We start from the raw sequence: 18,747 nt of genomic DNA on the forward strand, positions 1-18,747 counted from the left end.
TGACCTTGACACCGGCGTCAAGGTTTGAAGCTGTCGGTATGAGCGAACTGAACGGAACTGTCAGCACGTCGTTCGAACCCGTCCGCGACGCCGTGGCGGACCAGTTGCGCAGCGGCGCCGAGGTGGGCCTGTCGCTGGTCGTCGACATCGACGGCCGGCGGACGGTGGACCTGTGGGGCGGCCATCGCGATGCGGCACGCACGCGGCCCTGGCAGCGCGACACGATCACCAACGTGTGGTCGATCACGAAGACCGTGACCAGCCTGGCTGCCCTGCTCCTCGTCGACGCCGGGGAACTGGACGTGTACGCGCCGGTCGCCCGTTACTGGCCCGAGTTCGCCGCGAACGGCAAGCAGGACGTCGAGGTGCGGCATCTGCTGTCCCACACCTCGGGTGTGTCCGGTCTGGAGCACCCCGCGCGGCTCGACGACCTGTACGACGTACGCGCGGCGGCCGCCCGGATGGCTTCTCAGCGGCCCTGGTGGGAGCCCGGCACGGCGTCCGGCTACCACGTCCTCAGCTACGGCCATCTGGTCGGCGAGCTGGTTCACCGCCTGACCGGTCTGTCCCTGCGCGACTTCGTGGACCAGCACATCGTCCGGCCTCTCGGCGCCGACTTCCAGATCGGGCTGCGGGACGCCGACGCCGAACGGGTCGCCGACGTCATCGCGCCGGCGCTCGACTTCGATCCCGCCGCGCTCGATCACGACACCGCCGCGTACCGGACCTTCACCGGGCCGTCGTTCAGCGCCGGTGCGGCCAACACCCCGGGCTGGCGCGCGGCCGACCTGGGCGCGGCCAACGGGCACGGGAACGCTCTGGCGGTCGCCGAGATCCTCGCGCCCCTCGCCCGTGCGGGAGCCTCGGCCCACGGTCGGCTGCTCAAGCCCGACACCATCGGGCTCATCTTCGACGAGCAGTCCAACGGCACGGACCTCGTCAACGGGCTGCATCTGCGATGGGGCATCGGGTACGCGCTGCCCGACCGGCGCACCCTGCCCTGGATCCCTGACGGCCGGGTCGCGTTCTGGGGCGGCTGGGGCGGCTCGATGGCGATCGTCGACCTCGACCGGCGCATGACGATCAGCTACGTCATGAACAACATGGGCGCCGACCTACTCGGTTCGCGGCGGGCCGCGGCCTACGTCACGGCCATCTACCGGGCTCTCGGCGCTGCAGATGTGAGTAGGGGGTAGGGGTGCTGATGAAGGCGCGGGCGCGTCGTGGCTGGTCGCGCAGTTCCCCGCGCCCCTGAAAAGCGGGGCTTCGCCCCTGCCTTTCAGCCCTCGCCGGCGCGTCTTCAGCCCCTCCGGCGTTTGAGGAGCGGGGGTTCGGGGGCGGAGCCCCCGAGTGTTGATGGGAATGGGTAGAGGCGGCGGGGGCGAAATCCTTCGGGTCAGCCGGTCAGTGGGGGCCGTGCGCCCGCGTCGTCCTGACGGCCTCGTGGAGCGTCCTCGTCGCGGATCACCTCGCCCGGTACGACCTTGCCGTCCGGGCGGTGGATGCGCGCCTGCTGGAAGGCGTCGCCGAGACCGCCCGTCGCCTCGCGCACCTTGCGCTCGAACGTCCGCTCCGCGTACCGGCTGAGGGCCTTCTGGACCGGCGGCACCAGCAGGAGCAGCCCGAGGGCGTCGGAGATCAGCCCCGGCAGCATCAGGAGCAGCCCGCCGAGCATCATCAGGCCGTTGCCCTCGGAGTTGGCCCTGCCCTGTGGCAGCGCGCCGCTCTGCTGCTGTTGCAGCGTCTCGCTGAGCGCGCGGAAGGCCCGGCGGCCGGCCCGCTTGATGACCACGGAGCCGAGCAGGAAGCCGACGACCAGCAGCAGAAGCACCGCGAAGCCGCTCGCCGCGCCCGCCACCACCGTCAGCAGCCAGATCTCCAGCACGAGCCACACGGCGATGCCCAGCGGCAGGAACCTCAGCAGCCGGGAGCGCCGTGGCCGGCCGGAGGAGGTGGGCGGGATCGGTGCGCCAGTCGTCATGCCTCCAGTGTGCCTGGCCCCGGCTCAGTACGGCATAAACAGATGATCAGCTCTGCCTGTGAGGACGACGGAACGCGACAAAACACGGCATAAATCTACAGAACGCCCGCTCAGGACTTCCCGCGCCCCATGACGCGCCCGGCCCGCTCCCCCACGCCCCACGTGGTGACCCGCCACAGCGCCTCCACCAGGATGTCGCGGCTCATCTTGGAGTCGCCCAGCTCCCGTTCCACGAACGTGATGGGCACCTCGACCACATGGCAGCCCGCCTTGACGGCCCGGCGGGCCAGGTCGACCTGGAAGCAGTAGCCCTGCGAGGAGACCTCACCGAGGCCGAGCCGCTCCAAGGTCTCGGCCCGGAAGGCCCGGTAGCCGCCGGTGACGTCACGGATCGGCACGTCGAGCAGGACACGTGAGTAGAGGCTCCCGCCGCGGGAGATGAACTCGCGGGACTTGGGCCAGTTGACCACCCGGCCGCCCGGCACCCAGCGGGACCCGAGCACCAGGTCGGCGCTCTTGAGCGCGGTCAGCAGCCGGGGCAGTTCCTCGGGCTGGTGCGAGCCGTCGGCGTCCATCTCGACGAGGACGCCGTACCCGTTCTCCAGGCCCCAGCCGAAGCCCGCCAGGTAGGCGGCGCCCAGGCCTTCCTTGCCCTTGCGGTGCAGCACGTGGACGTGGTCGTCCTCGACGGTCAACTCGTCGGCGAGCTTGCCCGTGCCGTCGGGGCTGTTGTCATCGGCGATCAGGACGTGAGCCGCGGGCACGGCCGCCCGGACCCGGCCGACGATCTTCTTGATGTTCTCCACCTCGTTGAAGGTCGGAATGATCACCAAGGTCGTGCCGAGCGGACCGAACCGTCGCTCAACGCCGTCGTTCACAGCTTCCCCTTAAAGACTTCCGTGCGAGAGGTGCTCCACCTTAGCGAGCGCTGCTCGTCCCGCCGCCAAGGCACCGACTTGAAAGTCCCACAAGGGGTATCGGAACTGCGGATCGGGGCCCGGCGCCCTTCGGGCCGACCTGGGACCCGCTGGCTGCGGGTCGACCGAAAGCCGTTGTCTACTGAGCGTCCGGGCCCCACCCGGGTCACACCATCCGGCCGGAACGTTCCCTCGCCCCGTGGCGCGGGCGCTGGGCCTGGCTCCCAGTGGTGGTGCGCCGGTGCGGCACACCACCCCTGACCCAACTGCGCTGCGGCGACTGCGCGGAAGTTCACCGGTCGGACGTCCGGTGGTGGACCCGGCCGAACCTACCGGCCACCTGCCGCTCACTGTCAACAGCCCCTCCACCTGCGGTTTTTCCGCCAAATGCCTGGTCAGCGCGGAGGATGCGCAGGTCGCGCGACAGAGCGCCGGGCCATGATCGGCACCGCGCCACCCCGGGACATCACTCGTCCGGCCGTACGAATACGGTTCGGCCGCCCACCACGGTGCGCAGACAGACGGGCAGCGGTACGCCGGGTGACAGGTCGGGCAGCCCCGGCGTGCCGGAGCGCGGGTCGGTCGACCAGCGGGCCACCCGGTCGTCCGGGGCCTGGACCACGAGTTCGTCGGTGCGCCACACCGCGTAGTCCGCGGGCGCGCCCGGCACCAGGGCCCCCGCGTCGTCCCGTCCGGCCGCCCGCCAGCCGCCCCGCGTGTGCGCCGTGAAAGCGGCGCGTACGGACACCCGGTGCTCGGGCGTTCGGTGGAAGGCCGCGGCGCGGACGGTGCCCCACGGGTCGAACGGCGTGACCGGGCTGTCCGAACCGAAGGCGAGCGGCACTCCGGCGCGCAGCAGGGCGGCGAAGGGATTGAGCGTCCGGGCCCGCTCGGCGCCCAGGCGCTCGGCGTACATCCCCTCCTCGCCGCCCCACAGGGCGTCGAAGGCCGGCTGGACGGAGGCGGTGAGGCCGAGGTCGGCGAAGGCGGCGATCGTGTCGGCGGTCAGCATCTCGGCGTGCTCGATCCGGTGCCTGGCACCCCGTACCCGGGCCGGACCGACCTTCTCGGCGGCCGCGCGCACACCGTCGACCACCGAGGTCACGGCGGCGTCCCCGATGGCGTGGAAGCCCGCCTGGAGCCCTTCCTCGGTGCACGCCACCACATGGGCGGCGACGGCCGCGGCGTCCAGGTAGGCGGTACCCGTGTGATCGGCGTCGGTGTACGGGTGCGCCAGACAGGCCGTGTGCGAGCCGAGGGCGCCGTCCACGAAGAGGTCGCCCGCGGCGCCGGCCGCTCCCAGTGCGCGGGCCCTGGTGACGTCCTGCTCCGCCCAGTAGCCGACGACCCGGGGTCCCGTCTCCTCGGCGGCGAGCCGCAGCAGCCCGGTGAAGTCGTCCTCGGAGGAGATCTCCGGGCCCCCGCACTCGTGCACGGAGCCGATCCCGAGCGAGGCCGCGTGCCGGAGGGCGGCGCGCTGGGCCTCCGTACGCTGCTCCGGGGTCACGGCGGTGAACGCGGCGGCGCGTACGGCGTGATGGGCGTCGCGGGTGAGCGGTTCGCCGTCCTGGAACCCGGCCGCCCCGCGGACGCCCGGCGTCAGGTCCAGCAGGGCCGTGGTGGCGACGGCGGAGTGGACGTCGATGCGGCTGAGGTAGAGCGGGCGGCCGCCGGTGGCCTCGTCCAGCTCCGCCCGCCGCGGGGGCCGCCGCTCGGGCCAGCGGGAGGCGTCCCAGCCGTGGCCGAGGAGCACCCGGTCGGCGGGACGGGCGGCGGCGAAGTCCCGTACGCGGGCGAGCGCGTCGCCGAGGGTACGGGCGTCGGAGAGGTCGAGCCCGGTGAGGGCCAGGCCGGTGGCCGTGGTGTGCACGTGGGCGTCGGTGAACGCCGGGGTGACGAGCGCCCCTTCGAGGTCCACCACCTCGTCGACGCCGTCCGAGAACGCGTCGGCGGCGCCCTCCGAACCGACCCAGGCGACCTGTCCGCGCTCCACGACCATGGCGGTGGCGAACGGGTCGGCGGGGCTGTGGACTTCACCGCCGCGCAGCAGCACGGTCCGCGCCGCGCGGGAGCGGTCGTCGTCCTGGCGGTGGGGGCCGCCCGTGTCCGGTCCCGCCCGGCCGGCGGAGCCGGCTGGTGTCGTGCGCGGGGCGCGGTTCGGCTCGGGATCGGTGGCGCTGTCACTCATGGGAACAGTCTCGCCCCTCGGCGGTGCGCCCTCGTGCGCGGGGCCCGGCAGCACGAGCGGCGGCCCGCGGTGTGCGGGGCGGCCGTCAGAGCTTCGGCGGGCGTGCCTCGTACGGCGTCGAGAGGACCACCGTCGTCCGGGTGGACACTCCTGCCAGCGAGCGCAGGCGCGCGAGGAGTTCCTCCAGCTCGTGCGGTGTGGCGACGCGGACCTTGAGGATGTAGTTCTCGTCGCCGGCGACGCTGTGGCAGGCCTCGATCTCCGGGACGTCGGCCAGGCGTTCGGCGATGTCGTCCGGGGCGCTGGGGTCGAACGGTTTCACCGAGATGAAGGCCGTCAACGGCAGTCCCACGGACTCCGGGTCGACGACCGCGGCATAACCCCGGATGACGCCGCGCTGCTCCAGCCGGCGCACCCGCTGGTGCACGGCCGACGTGGACAGACCCGTGGCCTTGCCCAGGTCGGTGTAGCTCATCCGCCCGTCTTCGACGAGCAGCTGCACGATGTGGCGGTCCAGCTCCTCCATGGCGGAGAACCTACAGTGCCCTTGATCCCTCGGGGTACTCAGCAGCGCAGGTCATACCCGCTTCGTGACGCGGGCGGGACCGACGGGCCGAGCGCCCGGGGACAAACCAGTCGGGTCGGGCACCCGCGGACGTCGTGTGACGAACGCCACATGACAGCGGTGTCTTCCGTGATGTTCTCGTGATTACCGCGGAGACGGGACGGGAAGTGCTTGCTGTGGCCGAGGTCGCAGTGCCTTGTCGGCCCACCCGAGGGGGAGTAGCCCATGCAGAGTCTGAAGCGTCCTGGTCGTACCGCGCCCAAGCGGCGGCAGCCGGTCGTCGAGTCCGTACCGGAGGGCGTCGAACCGGACGCACTGGACGGTGAGGAGCTCGACGCGTACGACACCTTCGAGATGTACCGGGTGATCTGCCCGGACTGCGCACAGCCCATCGCTCTCCTCGCGGACGAGGCGAGCCTCCCCGAGCACGCGCTCTGCGCGTCGCCGTGGAACCCCTTCGGCCTCACGGTCTGCGCCGGTACGGGCCGCGCGGCGGGCGACGCCCGGCCCGCCGACGAGACGGCGAAGGTCCAGGAGCAGCACACCGCCCTGCTGTTGACGCTCCCTCAGGGACTCGACTGGCGGACCCAGCCCTTCTCGCACGTCGGCGGCCCCGGTTCGCGGCCCCTGCGGGTGCCGGAGATGCGGCACGAGGCCGCCTGAGCGCCCCTCCGCCGCCCGGCCCCCGCCGCGGAGCCGCAGTTCCTGTCGCGCTTCACACATCTGCCCCGCGCCATGACGCGCTGCCGTGGTGCGGGTTCGGTGCGTCCGGATCCGCCGGGCAAAATCCTCGTGACGGGCAGGATCCCGTACGGACATGATCCCGTGAGAGGAAGGCCCCTCCCAGGGGCCGCCGCGAACTCACGGACGAATTCGGGAGTCGGTGACCTGCCCGGCCCGGGAGGCGTTGGCCCGGTATGACCCCCACATACGCAGAACCGGGCCATACCTACACGGAGCCGAGCCGCCGCCGACTGCTTCTCCTCCCCGCAGAATCGGTTCCCCAGGGGACGCAAGGGGCTCAGGAGACCCATGGACCCCACAGGGACCAGGCGAACCAGCGCCCCCAGGAACCCCAGTGGACGCGCGTGGCCCAGGCGCCGCAGGAGTCACAGGAACCACATGTGGCCCACCAGCCCCCGGACCCGCCCATCTACCGTGCGATGGTCCGCGCCTGGGCCGACCGGGGCCGCACCCTGCCGGGCTGCCACGACCCGGAGTGGGCCAGGCTCGTGGCCCCCTCGCCCATGTACGCGTACCGGCGGTTCAGCGCGACTCGGGACCCGCGAGGTGACGGGCGATGACCATCCGCTGGATCTGATTGGTGCCCTCGACGATCTGCAGCACCTTGGCCTCGCGCATGTACCGCTCGACCGGGAAGTCCGCGGTGTAGCCGTACCCGCCGAGTACCTGGACGGCGTCGACGGTGACCTGCATCGCGGTGTCGGTGCAGAACAGTTTCGCCATGGCCGCCTGCCGGGCGAAGGGCCGTCCCGCGTCACGCAGCCGGGCCGCCGCGAGATACAGCGAGCGGCCCGCCTCGATCCGGGTCGCCATGTCCGCGAGCATGAAGCGCAGGCCCTGGAAGTCCGCGATCGGCCGGCCGAACTGCTCGCGCCCCGTGGCGTAGGCGACCGCCTCGTCCAACGCGGCCTGGGCGACTCCGACGGCGCACGCCGCGATACCGAGCCGCCCGGAGTCCAGCGCGGACAGGGCGATCGCGAAGCCCTGCCCCTCCTCGCCGACGCGCCGGTCGTCGAGGACCCGCACCCCGTCGAAGTGGACCTGCGCGGTCGGCGAGCCCTTCATTCCCATCTTCTTCTCGGGCGCCGCGGCGCTCAGCCCCTCGGCGTCACCGGGCACCAGGAACGCCGTGATGCCCCGGGGCCCCTCGCCGCCGGTCCGCGCGAGCACCGTGCAGAAGTCCGCGACCCCGCCGTGCGTGATCCACGCCTTGGTGCCGGTCAGCACCCACGGCCGGCCGGCCGACGTCTCGTCCCGCACGGCCTTCGTCCGCAGTGACGCCGCGTCCGAACCGGAGGCCGGCTCCGAGAGGCAGTAGGCGCCCAGGAGGCCGCCACCGAGCATCTTCGGGAGGTGCTCGGCCCGCTGCTCCTCGGTGCCGTAGTTGGCGAGGGCGTGGCAGGCGAGCGAGTGCACGCTGACGCCGAGACCCACGGTGAGGCGGACCGCCGCGAGCTCTTCGAGGACCTGGAGGTAGACCTCGTACGGCTGGTCCCCGCCGCCGTACTCGGAGTCGTAGGGAAGGCCGAGCAGTCCCGACTCCGAGAGCAGTGTGAAGACCTCCCGCGGGAAGCTTCCGTCGTCCTCCTCCTCGGCCGCCTTCGGGGCGATCTCACGCTGCGCGATGTCGCGGACGAGCGAGATCAGATCCCGGGCCTCGTCCGTGGGCAGCTGACGGTCCACCGGCTGCGGGGCGCGGTCAGGCATGGCGACGCTCTCCTCCCTGTCGGGCACTTCGGCGATCGCACACCTGGGTGGGGCTGCCCCGCCTGGTCTCACTGGACACGGCCGGTGCTCGCGCCCCCGGGTCACGGAAGCGGCTGATCAGCGGCTGTGCGCAGTGAGTATGCCCGATCCGGGGCATCGAGTCACCAGTTAACGACCGCTTACTCAAGAGTAAAGAATTCCCGGGCCGGACAGGACCGCCCGGAGCCCGGCCGGGCCGACTCGGAACAGGGATGGTCCGAACCATTGACCAACTGGTCTAGTCCTCCTACTGTTCCGCTGCAAACGCTTAACCGCGTTCATGCCAATCGGCGCCTGTTCCCCTCTCCCCCACGAGGAGACCCGATGCTCACCTCACTCCGCCCCCGCGTCCGGCTCCGGGCGCTCCTGTCCGCCGCGTGTTGCGCCGCCCTCGGCGCCGGCCTGCTCGCCGGCGCGGGCACGGCGACCGCCGCCGGTACGGCCGGTACGACCGAGAAGGCCGCCCCCACAGCGGCCGGCTCCACGACGGCGGACACGCCCACGGCCGCCGGCTCCAAGGTCGTCGGATACTTCACCGAATGGGGCACGTACGACCGGAAGTACCTGGTCAAGAACGTCCAGACATCCGGCTCCGCGGCCAAGCTGACCCACATCAACTACGCCTTCGGCAACGTCACCGGCGGCAAGTGCGCGATGGGCGACTCCTACGCGGCCACCGAGCGGACCCACACCGCCGACGAGTCGGTCGACGGGGTCGCCGACACCTGGGACCAGCCCCTGCGCGGCAACTTCAACCAGCTGCGCGAGCTGAAGGCCAAGAACCCGAACCTCAAGGTCCTGTGGTCCTTCGGCGGCTGGACCTGGTCCGGGGGCTTCACGGAGGCCGCCAAGGACCCCGCGGCCTTCGCCCAGTCCTGCTACGACCTGGTCGAGAACTCGAAGTGGGCGGACGTCTTCGACGGGATCGACATCGACTGGGAGTACCCCAACGCCTGCGGCCTCACCTGTGACACCAGCGGACGGGACGCGTACACGAAGCTGATGTCGGCGGTCCGCGCCAAGTTCGGCGGCTCCGCGCTGGTCACCTCGGCGATCCCGGCCGACGCCACCGCAGGCGGCAAGCTGGAGGCGACGGACTACGCCGGCGCCGCCCAGTACGTCGACTGGTACAACCCGATGACGTACGACTTCTTCGGCGCCTGGGACGCGACAGGGCCCACGGCTCCGCACTCCGCGCTGAACTCCTACCCGGGCATCCCGAAGGAGGAGTTCAACACCGCCGCCACGATCGCCAAGCTCAAGGACCTGGGCGTACCGGCCTCGAAGCTGCTGCTCGGCATCGGCTTCTACGGCCGCGGCTGGACCGGCGTCACCCAGGACACACCCGGCGGCACGGCGACCGGCCCGGCGGCCGGAACGTACGAGCAGGGCATCGACGACTACAAGGTGCTCAAGACGAAGTGCCCGGCCACCGGCACGGTGGGCGGCACGGCGTACGCCAAGTGCGGTGGCGACTGGTGGAGTTACGACACCCCGGCGACCATCGCCGAGAAGATGAGCTACAAGAACGCGCAGGACCTGGGCGGCACGTTCTTCTGGGAGCTGAGCGGTGACACGTCGGACGGCGAGCTGATCAAGGCGATCAACTAGCCACAGCGGCGGCAGGACGTCGGGGCGGGGGTCCACCAGTGGGCCCCCGCCCCCGTTCGCGTACCGGGGTGTTCACGTGTCGGGGCATTCACGTGTCGGGGTGTTCAGGTGTCCCGGCGGGCGGCCCGCGGGGCCGGATAGGAGACGTCCAGCTCCTCGACGGCGCGCATCGTGCCGCCGAGCATCTTCACCAGCAACTCGCGCATGAGGTCGCGTGACAGGCCGCAGTGGTCGATCCAGTCGAGGGTGGTCCCCTCCACGCTGCACAGCCAGCCGAGCAGCGCCATCCGGGGCAGCGGGCCCACCTTCCGTCGCCCGTACGCCCCTTCGGCGATGGTCTCGACGATGGCTTCCCGCACGCCCTCCCGTATGGCGTGCACCTCGGCGTCGAATCCGACGCCGCCGCTGATGATGGTCCGGTACGCGGCCTGGTTGTGCTCGGCGTAGCGGAGATACCCGTCGATGGTGCGGTGCACCCGTTCCTCGGGGGGCAGTTCGAGACCGCCGGCCGCCCGGGAGATCAGATCCGCCACCGAGTCCTCGACGATCGCCAGGTAGTAGCCCCGCTTGGACCGGAAGTAGTAGTAGATCAACCCCTTGGCCACATGCGCCTGTTTGGCGATGTCGTCCATCGACAGCGCGTCGTAGGACGTGTCGGCGAACAACTTCCGTCCGATGGCGATGAGTTCGGCTCGGCGCGCCATGGAGCGGTCGGTGCCGCGCACTCCTGGGCGGTCGACGTCGCGCTGTGGGCTGTTACTCAATTCCGGACCTGGTCTCCAACTGCGAGCAAGACATGCGCAGTATGGCAGAGCCGTACGATCGGCCCGTTCGATCCCGCCCTCGCCGTGCACCGGCCTGCGGGCGCCCCGGCGGCGGACCGGACGGGCCCTGGCGTCAGACCAGGCCGAGCTGCGTCACGAACATCGCGAGCACCAGCACGAAGGTCCAGCCCATGACGTGCTCGAAGATGTTCGGCCCGTCGTCCTTGGGGCCGCCCGTACGGGCACGGACGCGTCCTGCGGTGACAGAGTTCGTGGTCATGGCGGCTCGCTCACGATCGACTTCGGATGGATCCCCCCGCTGATCCGTCCACCTTGCCACCGAATCGGGCATTTGCGGGGGAGAGCTTGGTCACGCGGGGCGGCCCCTCGTCGCGCGAGGAGCCGCCCCGGACCGGAGCTAGCGAACGCCCACGGCCGCCAGGGCCTGGCGCTGGCGGGCCGTGGGGCGGGCCGGGAAGTAGAGGTAGCAGACCCCGCCGGTGCCGGAGACCACGGTCCCGGCGGCGTTGTACCTCTTCGTACGGAGCCAGATGTTCTCCCACTCGCGCCGCCGGTAGACGCGCCGTACCGCGTCGTTGTCGGGCGCGGCCGGGTCGTTGGCGATCACGTCGCCGTCGGCGGTGAAGCCGACGACCGTCATCAGATGCCCCGAGGTGCCGTACCCCGCGCCGGTCAGCTCGGACGCCAGGAACGACTGGGAGGTGATGGCCGGGACACCGGCGGCGATCAGCGTCTCCAGGTCGGTGAGCGAGCCGAGCCTGGTCACCACGCCCTGGAGATCCTTGTACGTCGCGGCGTACGCGGCGTTGAAGGGCCAGTTGCCGCACCCTTCGTACTGGTAGTCGAACGTGTACCGGGCCGCGTGGCACACCTGCGGGTCCGCGTACTCGGGCTTGACCCAGGCCAGCGCCTCGGCCGTGGGCCTGCGCCCCCAGTACTCGATGATCATCTGTGAGGAGGTGGGGCTGCACCAGGCCTCGCCGCCGTTGTCGTACTCCGGGTACTGCCCCACGTGGATCTCCTGCGAGTAGCGCGGCACCGTCAGCTCCCGCGCGACACCCGGCGCCGACGCCGGGACGGTGAAGCGGTCCGGCACGTCGGAGCCCATCGCGCCCAGCCGCCACACGGTCGGTGTGACCTTCGTACCGGGCTTGCGGTAGAGGGTCAGCCGCAGCCGGTAGGACACCAGGCGCAGCCCCGAGGCCGCGTCGTCGATGGCGAAGGTGTCCGTCCAGACGCTGCTCCTCCCGTCGCTCTGGTCGTCGACCGAGGTCCGCCGGATGTCCTGGTCGCCGGCCGCCCAGCGGCCCATCACGTACCAGGGGGTGTCCGTGCCGTCGGAGTACGCGCCGGTCAGCTCGATCTGGAGCCAGGTGCCCGCCGGGGTGCGCGCGTTCCAGGAGGCGATGGCCTCGGCGGCGGGGACGCCGAGCCGGTGGACCGGTGAGGTCCAGCGCGCGTACTCCCAGGTGGTGGTCGTGCCGGTGTGCGGGTCCCGGTAGTCGCTGCGGCCCTCGGGGGTCGCGATCTCCAGCCCCGGTCGGGCCCCCGCCACGGCACGGGTCCCCGCCGCGGTGCCGTCGCGCCAGTCGCCGTACGAGGTCCAGGCATGGTTGTCCACGAGGCCGGAGGGCGCTTTCGACGGGGCGGCGGGCGGGGCCCCGGCGGGGCGGCTCCTCCCGTCCGCGGCGGCTGCCGGGCTCGCCACTCCGGCGGTGGCCGCCGCCACCGCCGCGGCCAGGACGGTTCTACGGGTCGGCTGTTCGGCGCTGGTCATGGACGGGACCCCCTGGTGTCCGGAAACGGGCTGGTCACATGTACGGGCGATGTGTGGGTGTGCGCCAACTATGGAACGCGATCACGGCTTCTGCCAGCACTTCCGGCGTCGCGCCGCCGACCAATATTGGTCGAGACCACTGACACGCCTATGCCCGCCCGCACCCGCCCGTACCCGCCCGGTCTCGGCCGGGGCCGCCGCGGAGGTCTCGGTAGGGTGTCCGTGTTTCTCCGGAAAGGAACTCCCATCCGCCTCCAGACGCTCGCCCGCCGGCTGCGACGGCTGCCGCCGTCCTGCGGACCCGTCCGGCTCGTCGGCGTCGACGGCCACGCGGGCTCAGGAAAGACCACGTTCACGCGGCACCTGGCCGAGGCGCTGGACGGCGCTCCCGTGCTGCACCTGGACGACATCGCCACCCACGAGGAGCTCTTCGCGTGGACCGGGCGGCTGCTCCGGGAGGTCGTCGAGCCGCTGGAGCGCGGGGAGCCGGCGCGCTACCAGCCGTACGACTGGCAGGTGCGCGCCTTCGGGCCGGGCCGGACCCTGCCGCCCGCGCCCGTGGTCCTCGTCGAGGGGGTCGGCGCGGGCCGCCGAGCGCTGCGGCCCCGGCTGGCGGGGCTGCTGTGGATGGAGGTGTCCCCGGAGGACGCATGGGCGCGCGGGCGCCTGCGGGACGGCGCGGCACAGGGCGACTTCTGGGCACAGTGGGTTCCCGCCGAGCGGCGGCATTTCACCGAGGACCCCTCCGAACCGTTCGCCGACCTTCGGGTACGGCAGTGTTCAGACGGATATGAGGTACTGCCGGGACCTGCTGGGACGTCGGCGAGGAGGCTTCTCATGACAGACCGTGACGGGCCGACGTCTGTGTGCTGAACTTGTGAAGACCGCTGTCCGAGAAGTTGCCTGAGTGCTCCAACTCGGCTTGACCGAGGGGCCGTACAGGTCTTACGTTCTCAATGTGCGGCCCTCCAAGGCCGCCCCGTCGACGCGAAGCCCCCGGTTGTTCCCCCGTGATCGGGGGCTTCGTTCTGCCCGCAGCCGTTCCGCGGATGCTCCGAGGCGCTGTTCGCTCACCCTCAGTGACCGTCCTGAGTGCGTCCCCTCGGCTCCCACCTCGAAGAACACGTCGTGCGGCACCCTACGGCCCGGCGCTCCCCCGCAGGTACGATGCCTCTTGGTGCGACCTTCGGACGGTTGCTCTCCGCACCGCACGCAACTCCCGTCCGCGGCACAGCGGTTCGAGCGGTTCGACGAAGACTGCCGACGGGCACCGGCCCGCCCGGTGATCAACGGGGGCACGGTTTGTGGGGGACGTGATGGACTTCGGCACGCAGGGCCCCGAGGCCCCGGCCGACCTCGCCTGGCTGCGAGGTGTGGATGCATACACGATGGGGGCCTACCCCCAGGCGGAGGAGGAGTTCCGCGCCGCGGTCCGGATGGATCCGGGCATGGCGGACGGCTGGCTCGGACTGCACGCGCTGCGCGTCGACACGACGACGGCTCTGCTGCGGATGTTCCGGCACCGCGACCGCTTCGGGGAGCAGCGCACCCGGCACCGGCGCACGCTCAACTCCTGGTACTGGCTGGGCTGGTGGGTACAGCCGGTCCTCGAGTCGCCTCGCGATCTGCTGCTCGCGCACTCCTCGCACTGGCTCGACGGACGCCATGTGCCGGAGCTGGACCGGGCGTTGGCGGGTCTGCCCCCGGTGGACACGGACCCGCAGGTCCGGTTCCTGCACGCCTGCCGGGCCTATCTCGTCAAGGACTGGGAGCAGTTGGTCCGGCACACGGACCCGCTGATCGACGACGCGATGCTGGGCATCGAGGCGGGTCTGTTCGGCGGGATGGCCCGCGTACGCCTGGAGATGTACGGGCAGGCCGAGCCGTTGCTGTCGTCCGCGCTGATGCGCTGTCGCAGCGAGCAGCCGCAGCGCAAGGAGCTGCGGTACTGGCTGGCGCGGGCGCACGAGGGCACGGGCCGCTCCGCGGCGGCTCTCCCGCTGTACCGGGCGGTGCACCGGGTCGACCCGGCGTTCATGGACACCTCGGCCCGGCTCGCCGCGATCTCCGAGGGCGACGGGTACGACGAGACGGCCGACCTCGCGGCGATCACGCTCACCGGGGTCGGGCAGGACATCCTGGACGGCCCCGACGGCGTCGACCCGCTGTTCGGCGCCGAGGGCCGGGACCTGAAGCTGTCGGAGCCCGACCTGCCGCCTCCCGGCGGGCTGCCGTCCGAGTCGGACCGGGCCCGTGAGAAGGCGATCGTGCCGGTGCTGCCGCCGCATCTGCCGACCGGGCCCACCGATCCCGCGCTCCTTGAGGAGGCGCTGTCCGAGCTGGAGGGCATGGTCGGTCTCGAACCGGTGAAGCGCCAGGTCAAGGCGCTCTCGGCGCAGCTGAACATGGCGCGGCTGCGGGCCGGCCAGGGGCTGCCGGTCCAGCCGCCGAAACGGCATTTCGTGTTCTCCGGGCCCTCCGGCACCGGCAAGACCACGGTGGCCCGCATCCTCGGCCGGGTCTTCTACGCGCTGGGGCTGCTCGGCGGCGACCATCTCGTCGAGGCCCAGCGGGCCGACCTGGTGGGCGAGTATCTCGGCCAGACCGCCGTGAAGGCCAACGAGCTGATCGACTCCGCGATCGGCGGGGTGCTCTTCGTGGACGAGGCGTACTCGCTCTCCAACTCGGGGTACGGCAAGGGTGACGCGTACGGCGACGAGGCGTTGCAGGTCCTGCTGAAGCGGGCCGAGGACAACCGGGACCACCTGGTGGTGATCCTGGCGGGCTATCCGGAGGGCATGGACCGGCTGCTGGCCGCCAACCCCGGGCTGTCGTCCCGCTTCACGACCCGCGTGGACTTTCCCTCGTACCGTCCGCTCGAACTCACCTCGATCGGTGAGGTGCTGGCCGCGGAGAACGGTGACGTGTGGGACGAGGAGGCGCTGGACGAGCTGCGGTCCATCAGTGGGCACGTGGTCGATCAGGGGTGGATCGACGAGCTCGGGAACGGGCGGTTCCTGCGGACGCTGTACGAGAAGAGCTGTGCGTACCGGGATCTGCGGTTGTCGGGGTATCCGGGGCATCTCACCCGGGACGATCTGTCCACGCTTCGGCTGGCTGATCTGATGCAGGCGTACGGGGAGGTGCTGTCGGGGCGGGGTCCGCAGGCCCCTCCGGGGGTTTGACGGCGACGAGACCGGTGGCCGGCCCGGTGTGCCCGCGGCGGACCGCGGCGGAGCCGCACATGGCCCAGCCCCCGCGACCCCGAAAGCCACGGGTGCGGGTCCGTCGTGGCTCGGCGCGCAGTTCCTCGCGCCCCTAAAAACCCGCCGGTGCGGCTTGGCACAGCCCGCAGCGGAGTCGCACAGAGCCACACCCGTGCGGGTTCATCGTGGCTTGGCGCGGAGTTCCCCGCGCCCCCAAAAGCCCGCCGGTGCGGCCTTGGCACGCCACGCGGCAGAGCCCCGCAAAGCCACACCCGTGCGGGTTCATCGTGGCTTGGCGCGCAGTTCCCCGCGCCCCCAAAAGCCCACCGGTGCGGCTTGGCACAGCCCGCAGCGGATCCGCACATGGCCACACCCGTGCGGGTTCGTCGTGGCTTGGCGCGCAGTTCCCCGCGCCCCTAAAAACCCGCCGGTGCGGCTTGGCACAGCCCGCGGCAGATCCGCACATGGCCACACCCGTGCGGGTTCGTCGTGGCTTGGCGCGCAGTTCCCCGCGCCCCCAAAAAAAGCCCGTCGCAGCGGCGTCGCGCATGCTGCAGCCCCCACGGCCCTGTAAGCCCACTGGTGCGGGTCGGCAGGGGCGCGGGGGCTGGGTCAGCTGGCCAGGGCCTGGTCCGGGGTTTCCTTGCGGGGGTCGGTCACGCGGACCGTGGTGGGTGTGCGGTGGGCCGGGTCTCGGACCTCGCCCACCAGGAGTTCCAGTACGTCCTCCATGGCGACCAGGCCGAGGACCCGGCCCGAGGCGTCGGCGACCTGCGCGAGGTGCGTCGCGGCGCGGCGCATCACGGTCAGGGCGTCGTCCAGCGGCAGCTCGGCGCTGAGGGTCGTCATGGGGCGCCAGACCTGCTGCGGCACGGCCCGCTCGGACTCCTCCACGTCGAGTACGTCCTTCACGTGCAGATAGCCCATGAAGGCGCCGTTCTCCGCGACCACCGGGAACCGTGAGAACCCGGTGCGGGCGGTGAGTTCGACGACCTGCCCCGGGGTGACCGAGGGCCCCACGCTGACCAGGGACTCCCGGTCGAGGAGGACGTCGGTGACCGGGCGGGAGCCCAGCTCCAGGGCGTCCTCCAGGCGCTCCTGCTCCCCCGGGTCGAGGAAGCCGGCCTGCCCGGCGTCCTCCACGAGCCGGTTGAGCTGCTCGCTGGTGAAGACCGCCTCGACCTCGTCCCTGGGCTCGACACCGAAGAGCTTCAGGATGACCCGGGCGCAGGCACCGAGGCCCACGGTGACCGGCTTGCAGAGCCGGGCGAAGGCGACCAGACCGGGGCTGAGCCACAGCGCGGTCTTCTCGGGGGCGGCCATCGCCAGGTTCTTCGGCAGCATCTCGCCCACCACCAGGTGGAGAAAGACGATCGCGGCGAGGGCGATGACGTACCCGAGCGGGTGGATCATGCCCTCGGGCAGGTGCACGGCGTGGAAGACCGGCTCCAGGAGATGCGCCACGGTGGGTTCGGCGACCGCGCCCAGTGTCAGCGAGCAGATCGTGATGCCGAACTGCGCGGCGGCCATCATGTGCGGCAGGTTCTCCAGGCCGTACATGACCTGCCGGGCCCGTGCCGTGCCGAGCGGTTCGATCTGGCTGCGCCGTACGGAGACCAGAGCGAACTCGGCGCCGACGAAGAACCCGTTGGCCAGCACGAGGAGCCCGGCGAACAGGAGTTGGAGCACGCTCATCGGACCGCCTCCACCGCGGTGGCGGAAGCCGGGCCCGGAACGGTGACGGAAGCGGCCCCGGGCCCCGGACCGGACCCCGGCCCGGACCCTGTCTCGGGCGGATCCGTTTCGGGCGCCCCGGCCCCGGCGGTCCTCACCAGCCGGACCCGTTCGGCCCGGTAGTGCCCGACCTGGCGCACCGAAAGGCGCCAGCCGGGGAGTTCGGCCCGGTCACCGGGTGCCGGGATACGTCCCAGCAGGTCGGCGACGAGGCCCGCGACCGTCTCGTACGGGCCCTCGGGGACGTCCAGGCCGATGCGCAGGAGGAGGTCGACGCGGCAGCTGCCGTCGGCGTCCCAGGCGGGCCTGCCGTCCTCGGGCGGCGCCGCGGCGAGTTCCGGCACGTCCTGTCCGTCGTGTTCGTCGCGGACCTCGCCGACGAGTTCCTCGACGATGTCCTCCAGGGTGACGACCCCGGCGGTGCCGCCGTACTCGTCGACGACCACGGCGATGGGCTGCTCGTTGCGCAGCCGCTCCAGGAGGGGCTGCACGGGCAGGGTCTCCGGGACGAGCAGCGGCGCCTGGGCGATCCGGGTGACCGACGTGCGCAGCCGGTCGTGCGCGGACACCGCGAGGGCGTCCTTGAGGTGCACCATGCCGACGATCTCGTCGATCCGCTCCCGGTAGACGGGGAAGCGGGAGAGACCGGTGGCGCGGGTGAGGTTGACGACGTCCTCGGCGGTCGCGGAGGACTGGAGTGCGCTGACCTTCACCCGGGGGGTCATGACGTGCTGGGCGGTGAGGCCGGCCAGGGACAGTGTCCGTACGAACAGGTCCGCGGTGTCCTGCTCCAGCGCGCCGGCCTCGGCCGAGTGCCGGGCGAGCGAGACGAGCTCGCCGGGGGTACGGGCCGAGGCCAGTTCCACGGCGGGCTCGACGCCCAGTGCGCGGACGAGCCGGTTGGCGACGGAGTTCAGCGCGGCGATCACCGGCCGGAACAGGGTCGAGAAGGCGTGCTGCGGACCGGCGACGAACCGCGCGACCTGCATGGGCTTGGACACCGCCCAGTTCTTGGGCACGAGCTCGCCGATCACCATCTGCACGGCCGAGGCCAGCAGCATGCCGACGACCACGGCGACACCGGGTACGGCGCCTTCCGGGATGCCGAGGGCGGTGAACGGGCCGTGCAGCAGCTCGGCGAGCGCCGGTTCGGCGAGCATGCCGACGACCAGCGAGGTGATGGTGATGCCGAGCTGCGTGCCGGACAGTTGGAAGGACAGCTCCTTGAGGGAGTTGACGACGGTACGGGCCCGTCGGTCACCCTCGGCGGCGGCCTTCTCGGCGTCGGGGCGCTCCACCGTGACGAGGCCGAACTCGGCCGCCACGAAGAAGCCGTTGGCGAGGATCAACAGGAACGCCGCCCCGAGGAGCAGCAGGGGGATGGTCATGCCGCCGCCTCGATATGTCGGGAGGGGGCGGCGCAGGTACTACAGGACGATCCGTCCATCGCTGGAGGGAGTCACTCCTCGAATAGCAGGGGGCCGCTGAGTTCC

At 71.7% G+C, this 18,747-nt stretch carries 15 protein-coding genes; 5 read left to right on the top strand and 10 right to left on the bottom strand.

What is annotated here, in order from left to right:
- Nucleotides 1-38 precede the first annotated feature (38 nt).
- Nucleotides 39-1,196, top strand: a complete 1,158-nt coding sequence (locus ACLVWQ_RS33095; RefSeq protein WP_414112929.1) for a serine hydrolase domain-containing protein — start codon at nt 39-41, stop codon at nt 1,194-1,196.
- Between the two features lie 200 nt (nt 1,197-1,396).
- Here the strand turns inward: ACLVWQ_RS33095 and fxsA are convergent, their stop codons facing one another.
- From fxsA to ACLVWQ_RS33115, 4 genes are all read right to left on the bottom strand, one after another.
- Nucleotides 1,397-1,981, bottom strand: a complete 585-nt coding sequence (fxsA, locus tag ACLVWQ_RS33100) for an FxsA family membrane protein (protein ID WP_414112930.1) — start codon at nt 1,979-1,981, stop codon at nt 1,397-1,399.
- Between the two features lie 110 nt (nt 1,982-2,091).
- On the bottom strand, nt 2,092-2,859 hold the full coding sequence (locus tag ACLVWQ_RS33105) for a polyprenol monophosphomannose synthase (protein ID WP_414112931.1): 768 nt from the start codon (nt 2,857-2,859) through the stop codon (nt 2,092-2,094).
- A 505-nt stretch (nt 2,860-3,364) separates the two neighbouring features.
- Nucleotides 3,365-5,086 carry an amidohydrolase gene (locus tag ACLVWQ_RS33110; RefSeq protein ID WP_414112932.1) on the bottom strand — a complete coding sequence of 574 codons (1,722 nt, stop codon included), beginning with the start codon at nt 5,084-5,086 and terminating at the stop codon, nt 3,365-3,367.
- A gap of 85 nt (nt 5,087-5,171) precedes the next feature.
- On the bottom strand, nt 5,172-5,612 hold the full coding sequence (locus ACLVWQ_RS33115; protein WP_414112933.1) for an Lrp/AsnC family transcriptional regulator: 441 nt from the start codon (nt 5,610-5,612) through the stop codon (nt 5,172-5,174).
- Nucleotides 5,613-5,876: 264 nt separating this feature from the next.
- Here ACLVWQ_RS33115 and ACLVWQ_RS33120 point away from each other — a divergent pair, with 264 nt between their 5' ends.
- Entirely contained in the window at nt 5,877-6,314 is a 438-nt protein-coding gene (locus ACLVWQ_RS33120; RefSeq protein WP_414112934.1) for a hypothetical protein, read from the top strand.
- A 603-nt stretch (nt 6,315-6,917) separates the two neighbouring features.
- Here the strand turns inward: ACLVWQ_RS33120 and ACLVWQ_RS33125 are convergent.
- Nucleotides 6,918-8,102, bottom strand: coding sequence for an acyl-CoA dehydrogenase family protein (locus ACLVWQ_RS33125; RefSeq protein ID WP_414112935.1), 1,185 nt, complete (start codon nt 8,100-8,102; stop codon nt 6,918-6,920).
- Nucleotides 8,103-8,465: 363 nt separating this feature from the next.
- Here ACLVWQ_RS33125 and ACLVWQ_RS33130 point away from each other — a divergent pair, with 363 nt between their 5' ends.
- A complete protein-coding gene (locus tag ACLVWQ_RS33130) occupies nt 8,466-9,752 on the top strand; it encodes a glycoside hydrolase family 18 protein (protein ID WP_414112936.1) in 1,287 nt (428 codons plus the stop codon).
- Nucleotides 9,753-9,856: 104 nt separating this feature from the next.
- Here the strand turns inward: ACLVWQ_RS33130 and ACLVWQ_RS33135 are convergent, their stop codons facing one another.
- From ACLVWQ_RS33135 to ACLVWQ_RS33145, 3 genes are all read right to left on the bottom strand, one after another.
- A complete protein-coding gene (locus ACLVWQ_RS33135; RefSeq protein WP_414113324.1) occupies nt 9,857-10,456 on the bottom strand; it encodes a TetR/AcrR family transcriptional regulator in 600 nt (199 codons plus the stop codon).
- A 193-nt stretch (nt 10,457-10,649) separates the two neighbouring features.
- The gene (locus ACLVWQ_RS33140; protein WP_414112937.1) at nt 10,650-10,796 is read right to left on the bottom strand and encodes an SCO1431 family membrane protein; all 147 of its coding nucleotides are present in this window, start codon (nt 10,794-10,796) and stop codon (nt 10,650-10,652) included.
- Nucleotides 10,797-10,934: 138 nt separating this feature from the next.
- Nucleotides 10,935-12,314 (bottom strand): peptidase C39 family protein, encoded by a 1,380-nt coding sequence (locus tag ACLVWQ_RS33145; protein WP_414112938.1) that lies wholly within the window; start codon nt 12,312-12,314, stop codon nt 10,935-10,937.
- 216 nt (nt 12,315-12,530) lie between these two features.
- On the opposite strand from ACLVWQ_RS33145, the gene ACLVWQ_RS33150 reads away from it, so the two are divergent.
- Entirely contained in the window at nt 12,531-13,187 is a 657-nt protein-coding gene (locus tag ACLVWQ_RS33150; protein ID WP_414112939.1) for a uridine kinase family protein, read from the top strand.
- A 443-nt stretch (nt 13,188-13,630) separates the two neighbouring features.
- Nucleotides 13,631-15,499 (top strand): AAA family ATPase, encoded by a 1,869-nt coding sequence (locus tag ACLVWQ_RS33155; protein ID WP_414112940.1) that lies wholly within the window; start codon nt 13,631-13,633, stop codon nt 15,497-15,499.
- 633 nt (nt 15,500-16,132) lie between these two features.
- Here the strand turns inward: ACLVWQ_RS33155 and ACLVWQ_RS33160 are convergent.
- Together ACLVWQ_RS33160 and ACLVWQ_RS33165 are read right to left on the bottom strand one after the other, a co-directional pair.
- Nucleotides 16,133-17,215 (bottom strand): hemolysin family protein, encoded by a 1,083-nt coding sequence (locus ACLVWQ_RS33160; protein WP_414112941.1) that lies wholly within the window; start codon nt 17,213-17,215, stop codon nt 16,133-16,135.
- Nucleotides 17,212-18,642 carry a hemolysin family protein gene (locus ACLVWQ_RS33165; RefSeq protein WP_414112942.1) on the bottom strand — a complete coding sequence of 477 codons (1,431 nt, stop codon included), beginning with the start codon at nt 18,640-18,642 and terminating at the stop codon, nt 17,212-17,214. Before ACLVWQ_RS33165 ends, ACLVWQ_RS33160 begins: the two co-directional genes overlap by 4 nt.
- Nucleotides 18,643-18,747: the final 105 nt, after the last annotated feature.

The organism is Streptomyces sp. CWNU-52B (assembly GCF_047444975.1).
Classification (GTDB): Bacteria; Actinomycetota; Actinomycetes; order Streptomycetales; family Streptomycetaceae; genus Streptomyces.

What these genes read in the sequence shown, in the direction of transcription:
- ACLVWQ_RS33095 (WP_414112929.1), top strand. Translation starts at nt 39, where the DNA reads ATGAGCGAACTGAACGGAACTGTCAGCACGTCGTTCGAACCCGTCCGC.
- fxsA (WP_414112930.1), bottom strand. Translation starts at nt 1,981, where the DNA reads ATGACGACTGGCGCACCGATCCCGCCCACCTCCTCCGGCCGGCCACGG.
- ACLVWQ_RS33110 (WP_414112932.1), bottom strand. Translation starts at nt 5,086, where the DNA reads ATGAGTGACAGCGCCACCGATCCCGAGCCGAACCGCGCCCCGCGCACG.
- ACLVWQ_RS33115 (WP_414112933.1), bottom strand. Translation starts at nt 5,612, where the DNA reads ATGGAGGAGCTGGACCGCCACATCGTGCAGCTGCTCGTCGAAGACGGG.
- ACLVWQ_RS33120 (WP_414112934.1), top strand. Translation starts at nt 5,877, where the DNA reads ATGCAGAGTCTGAAGCGTCCTGGTCGTACCGCGCCCAAGCGGCGGCAG.
- ACLVWQ_RS33125 (WP_414112935.1), bottom strand. Translation starts at nt 8,102, where the DNA reads ATGCCTGACCGCGCCCCGCAGCCGGTGGACCGTCAGCTGCCCACGGAC.
- ACLVWQ_RS33130 (WP_414112936.1), top strand. Translation starts at nt 8,466, where the DNA reads ATGCTCACCTCACTCCGCCCCCGCGTCCGGCTCCGGGCGCTCCTGTCC.
- ACLVWQ_RS33135 (WP_414113324.1), bottom strand. Translation starts at nt 10,456, where the DNA reads ATGGCGCGCCGAGCCGAACTCATCGCCATCGGACGGAAGTTGTTCGCC.
- ACLVWQ_RS33140 (WP_414112937.1), bottom strand. Translation starts at nt 10,796, where the DNA reads ATGACCACGAACTCTGTCACCGCAGGACGCGTCCGTGCCCGTACGGGC.
- ACLVWQ_RS33145 (WP_414112938.1), bottom strand. Translation starts at nt 12,314, where the DNA reads ATGACCAGCGCCGAACAGCCGACCCGTAGAACCGTCCTGGCCGCGGCG.
- ACLVWQ_RS33155 (WP_414112940.1), top strand. Translation starts at nt 13,631, where the DNA reads ATGGACTTCGGCACGCAGGGCCCCGAGGCCCCGGCCGACCTCGCCTGG.
- ACLVWQ_RS33160 (WP_414112941.1), bottom strand. Translation starts at nt 17,215, where the DNA reads ATGAGCGTGCTCCAACTCCTGTTCGCCGGGCTCCTCGTGCTGGCCAAC.
- ACLVWQ_RS33165 (WP_414112942.1), bottom strand. Translation starts at nt 18,642, where the DNA reads ATGACCATCCCCCTGCTGCTCCTCGGGGCGGCGTTCCTGTTGATCCTC.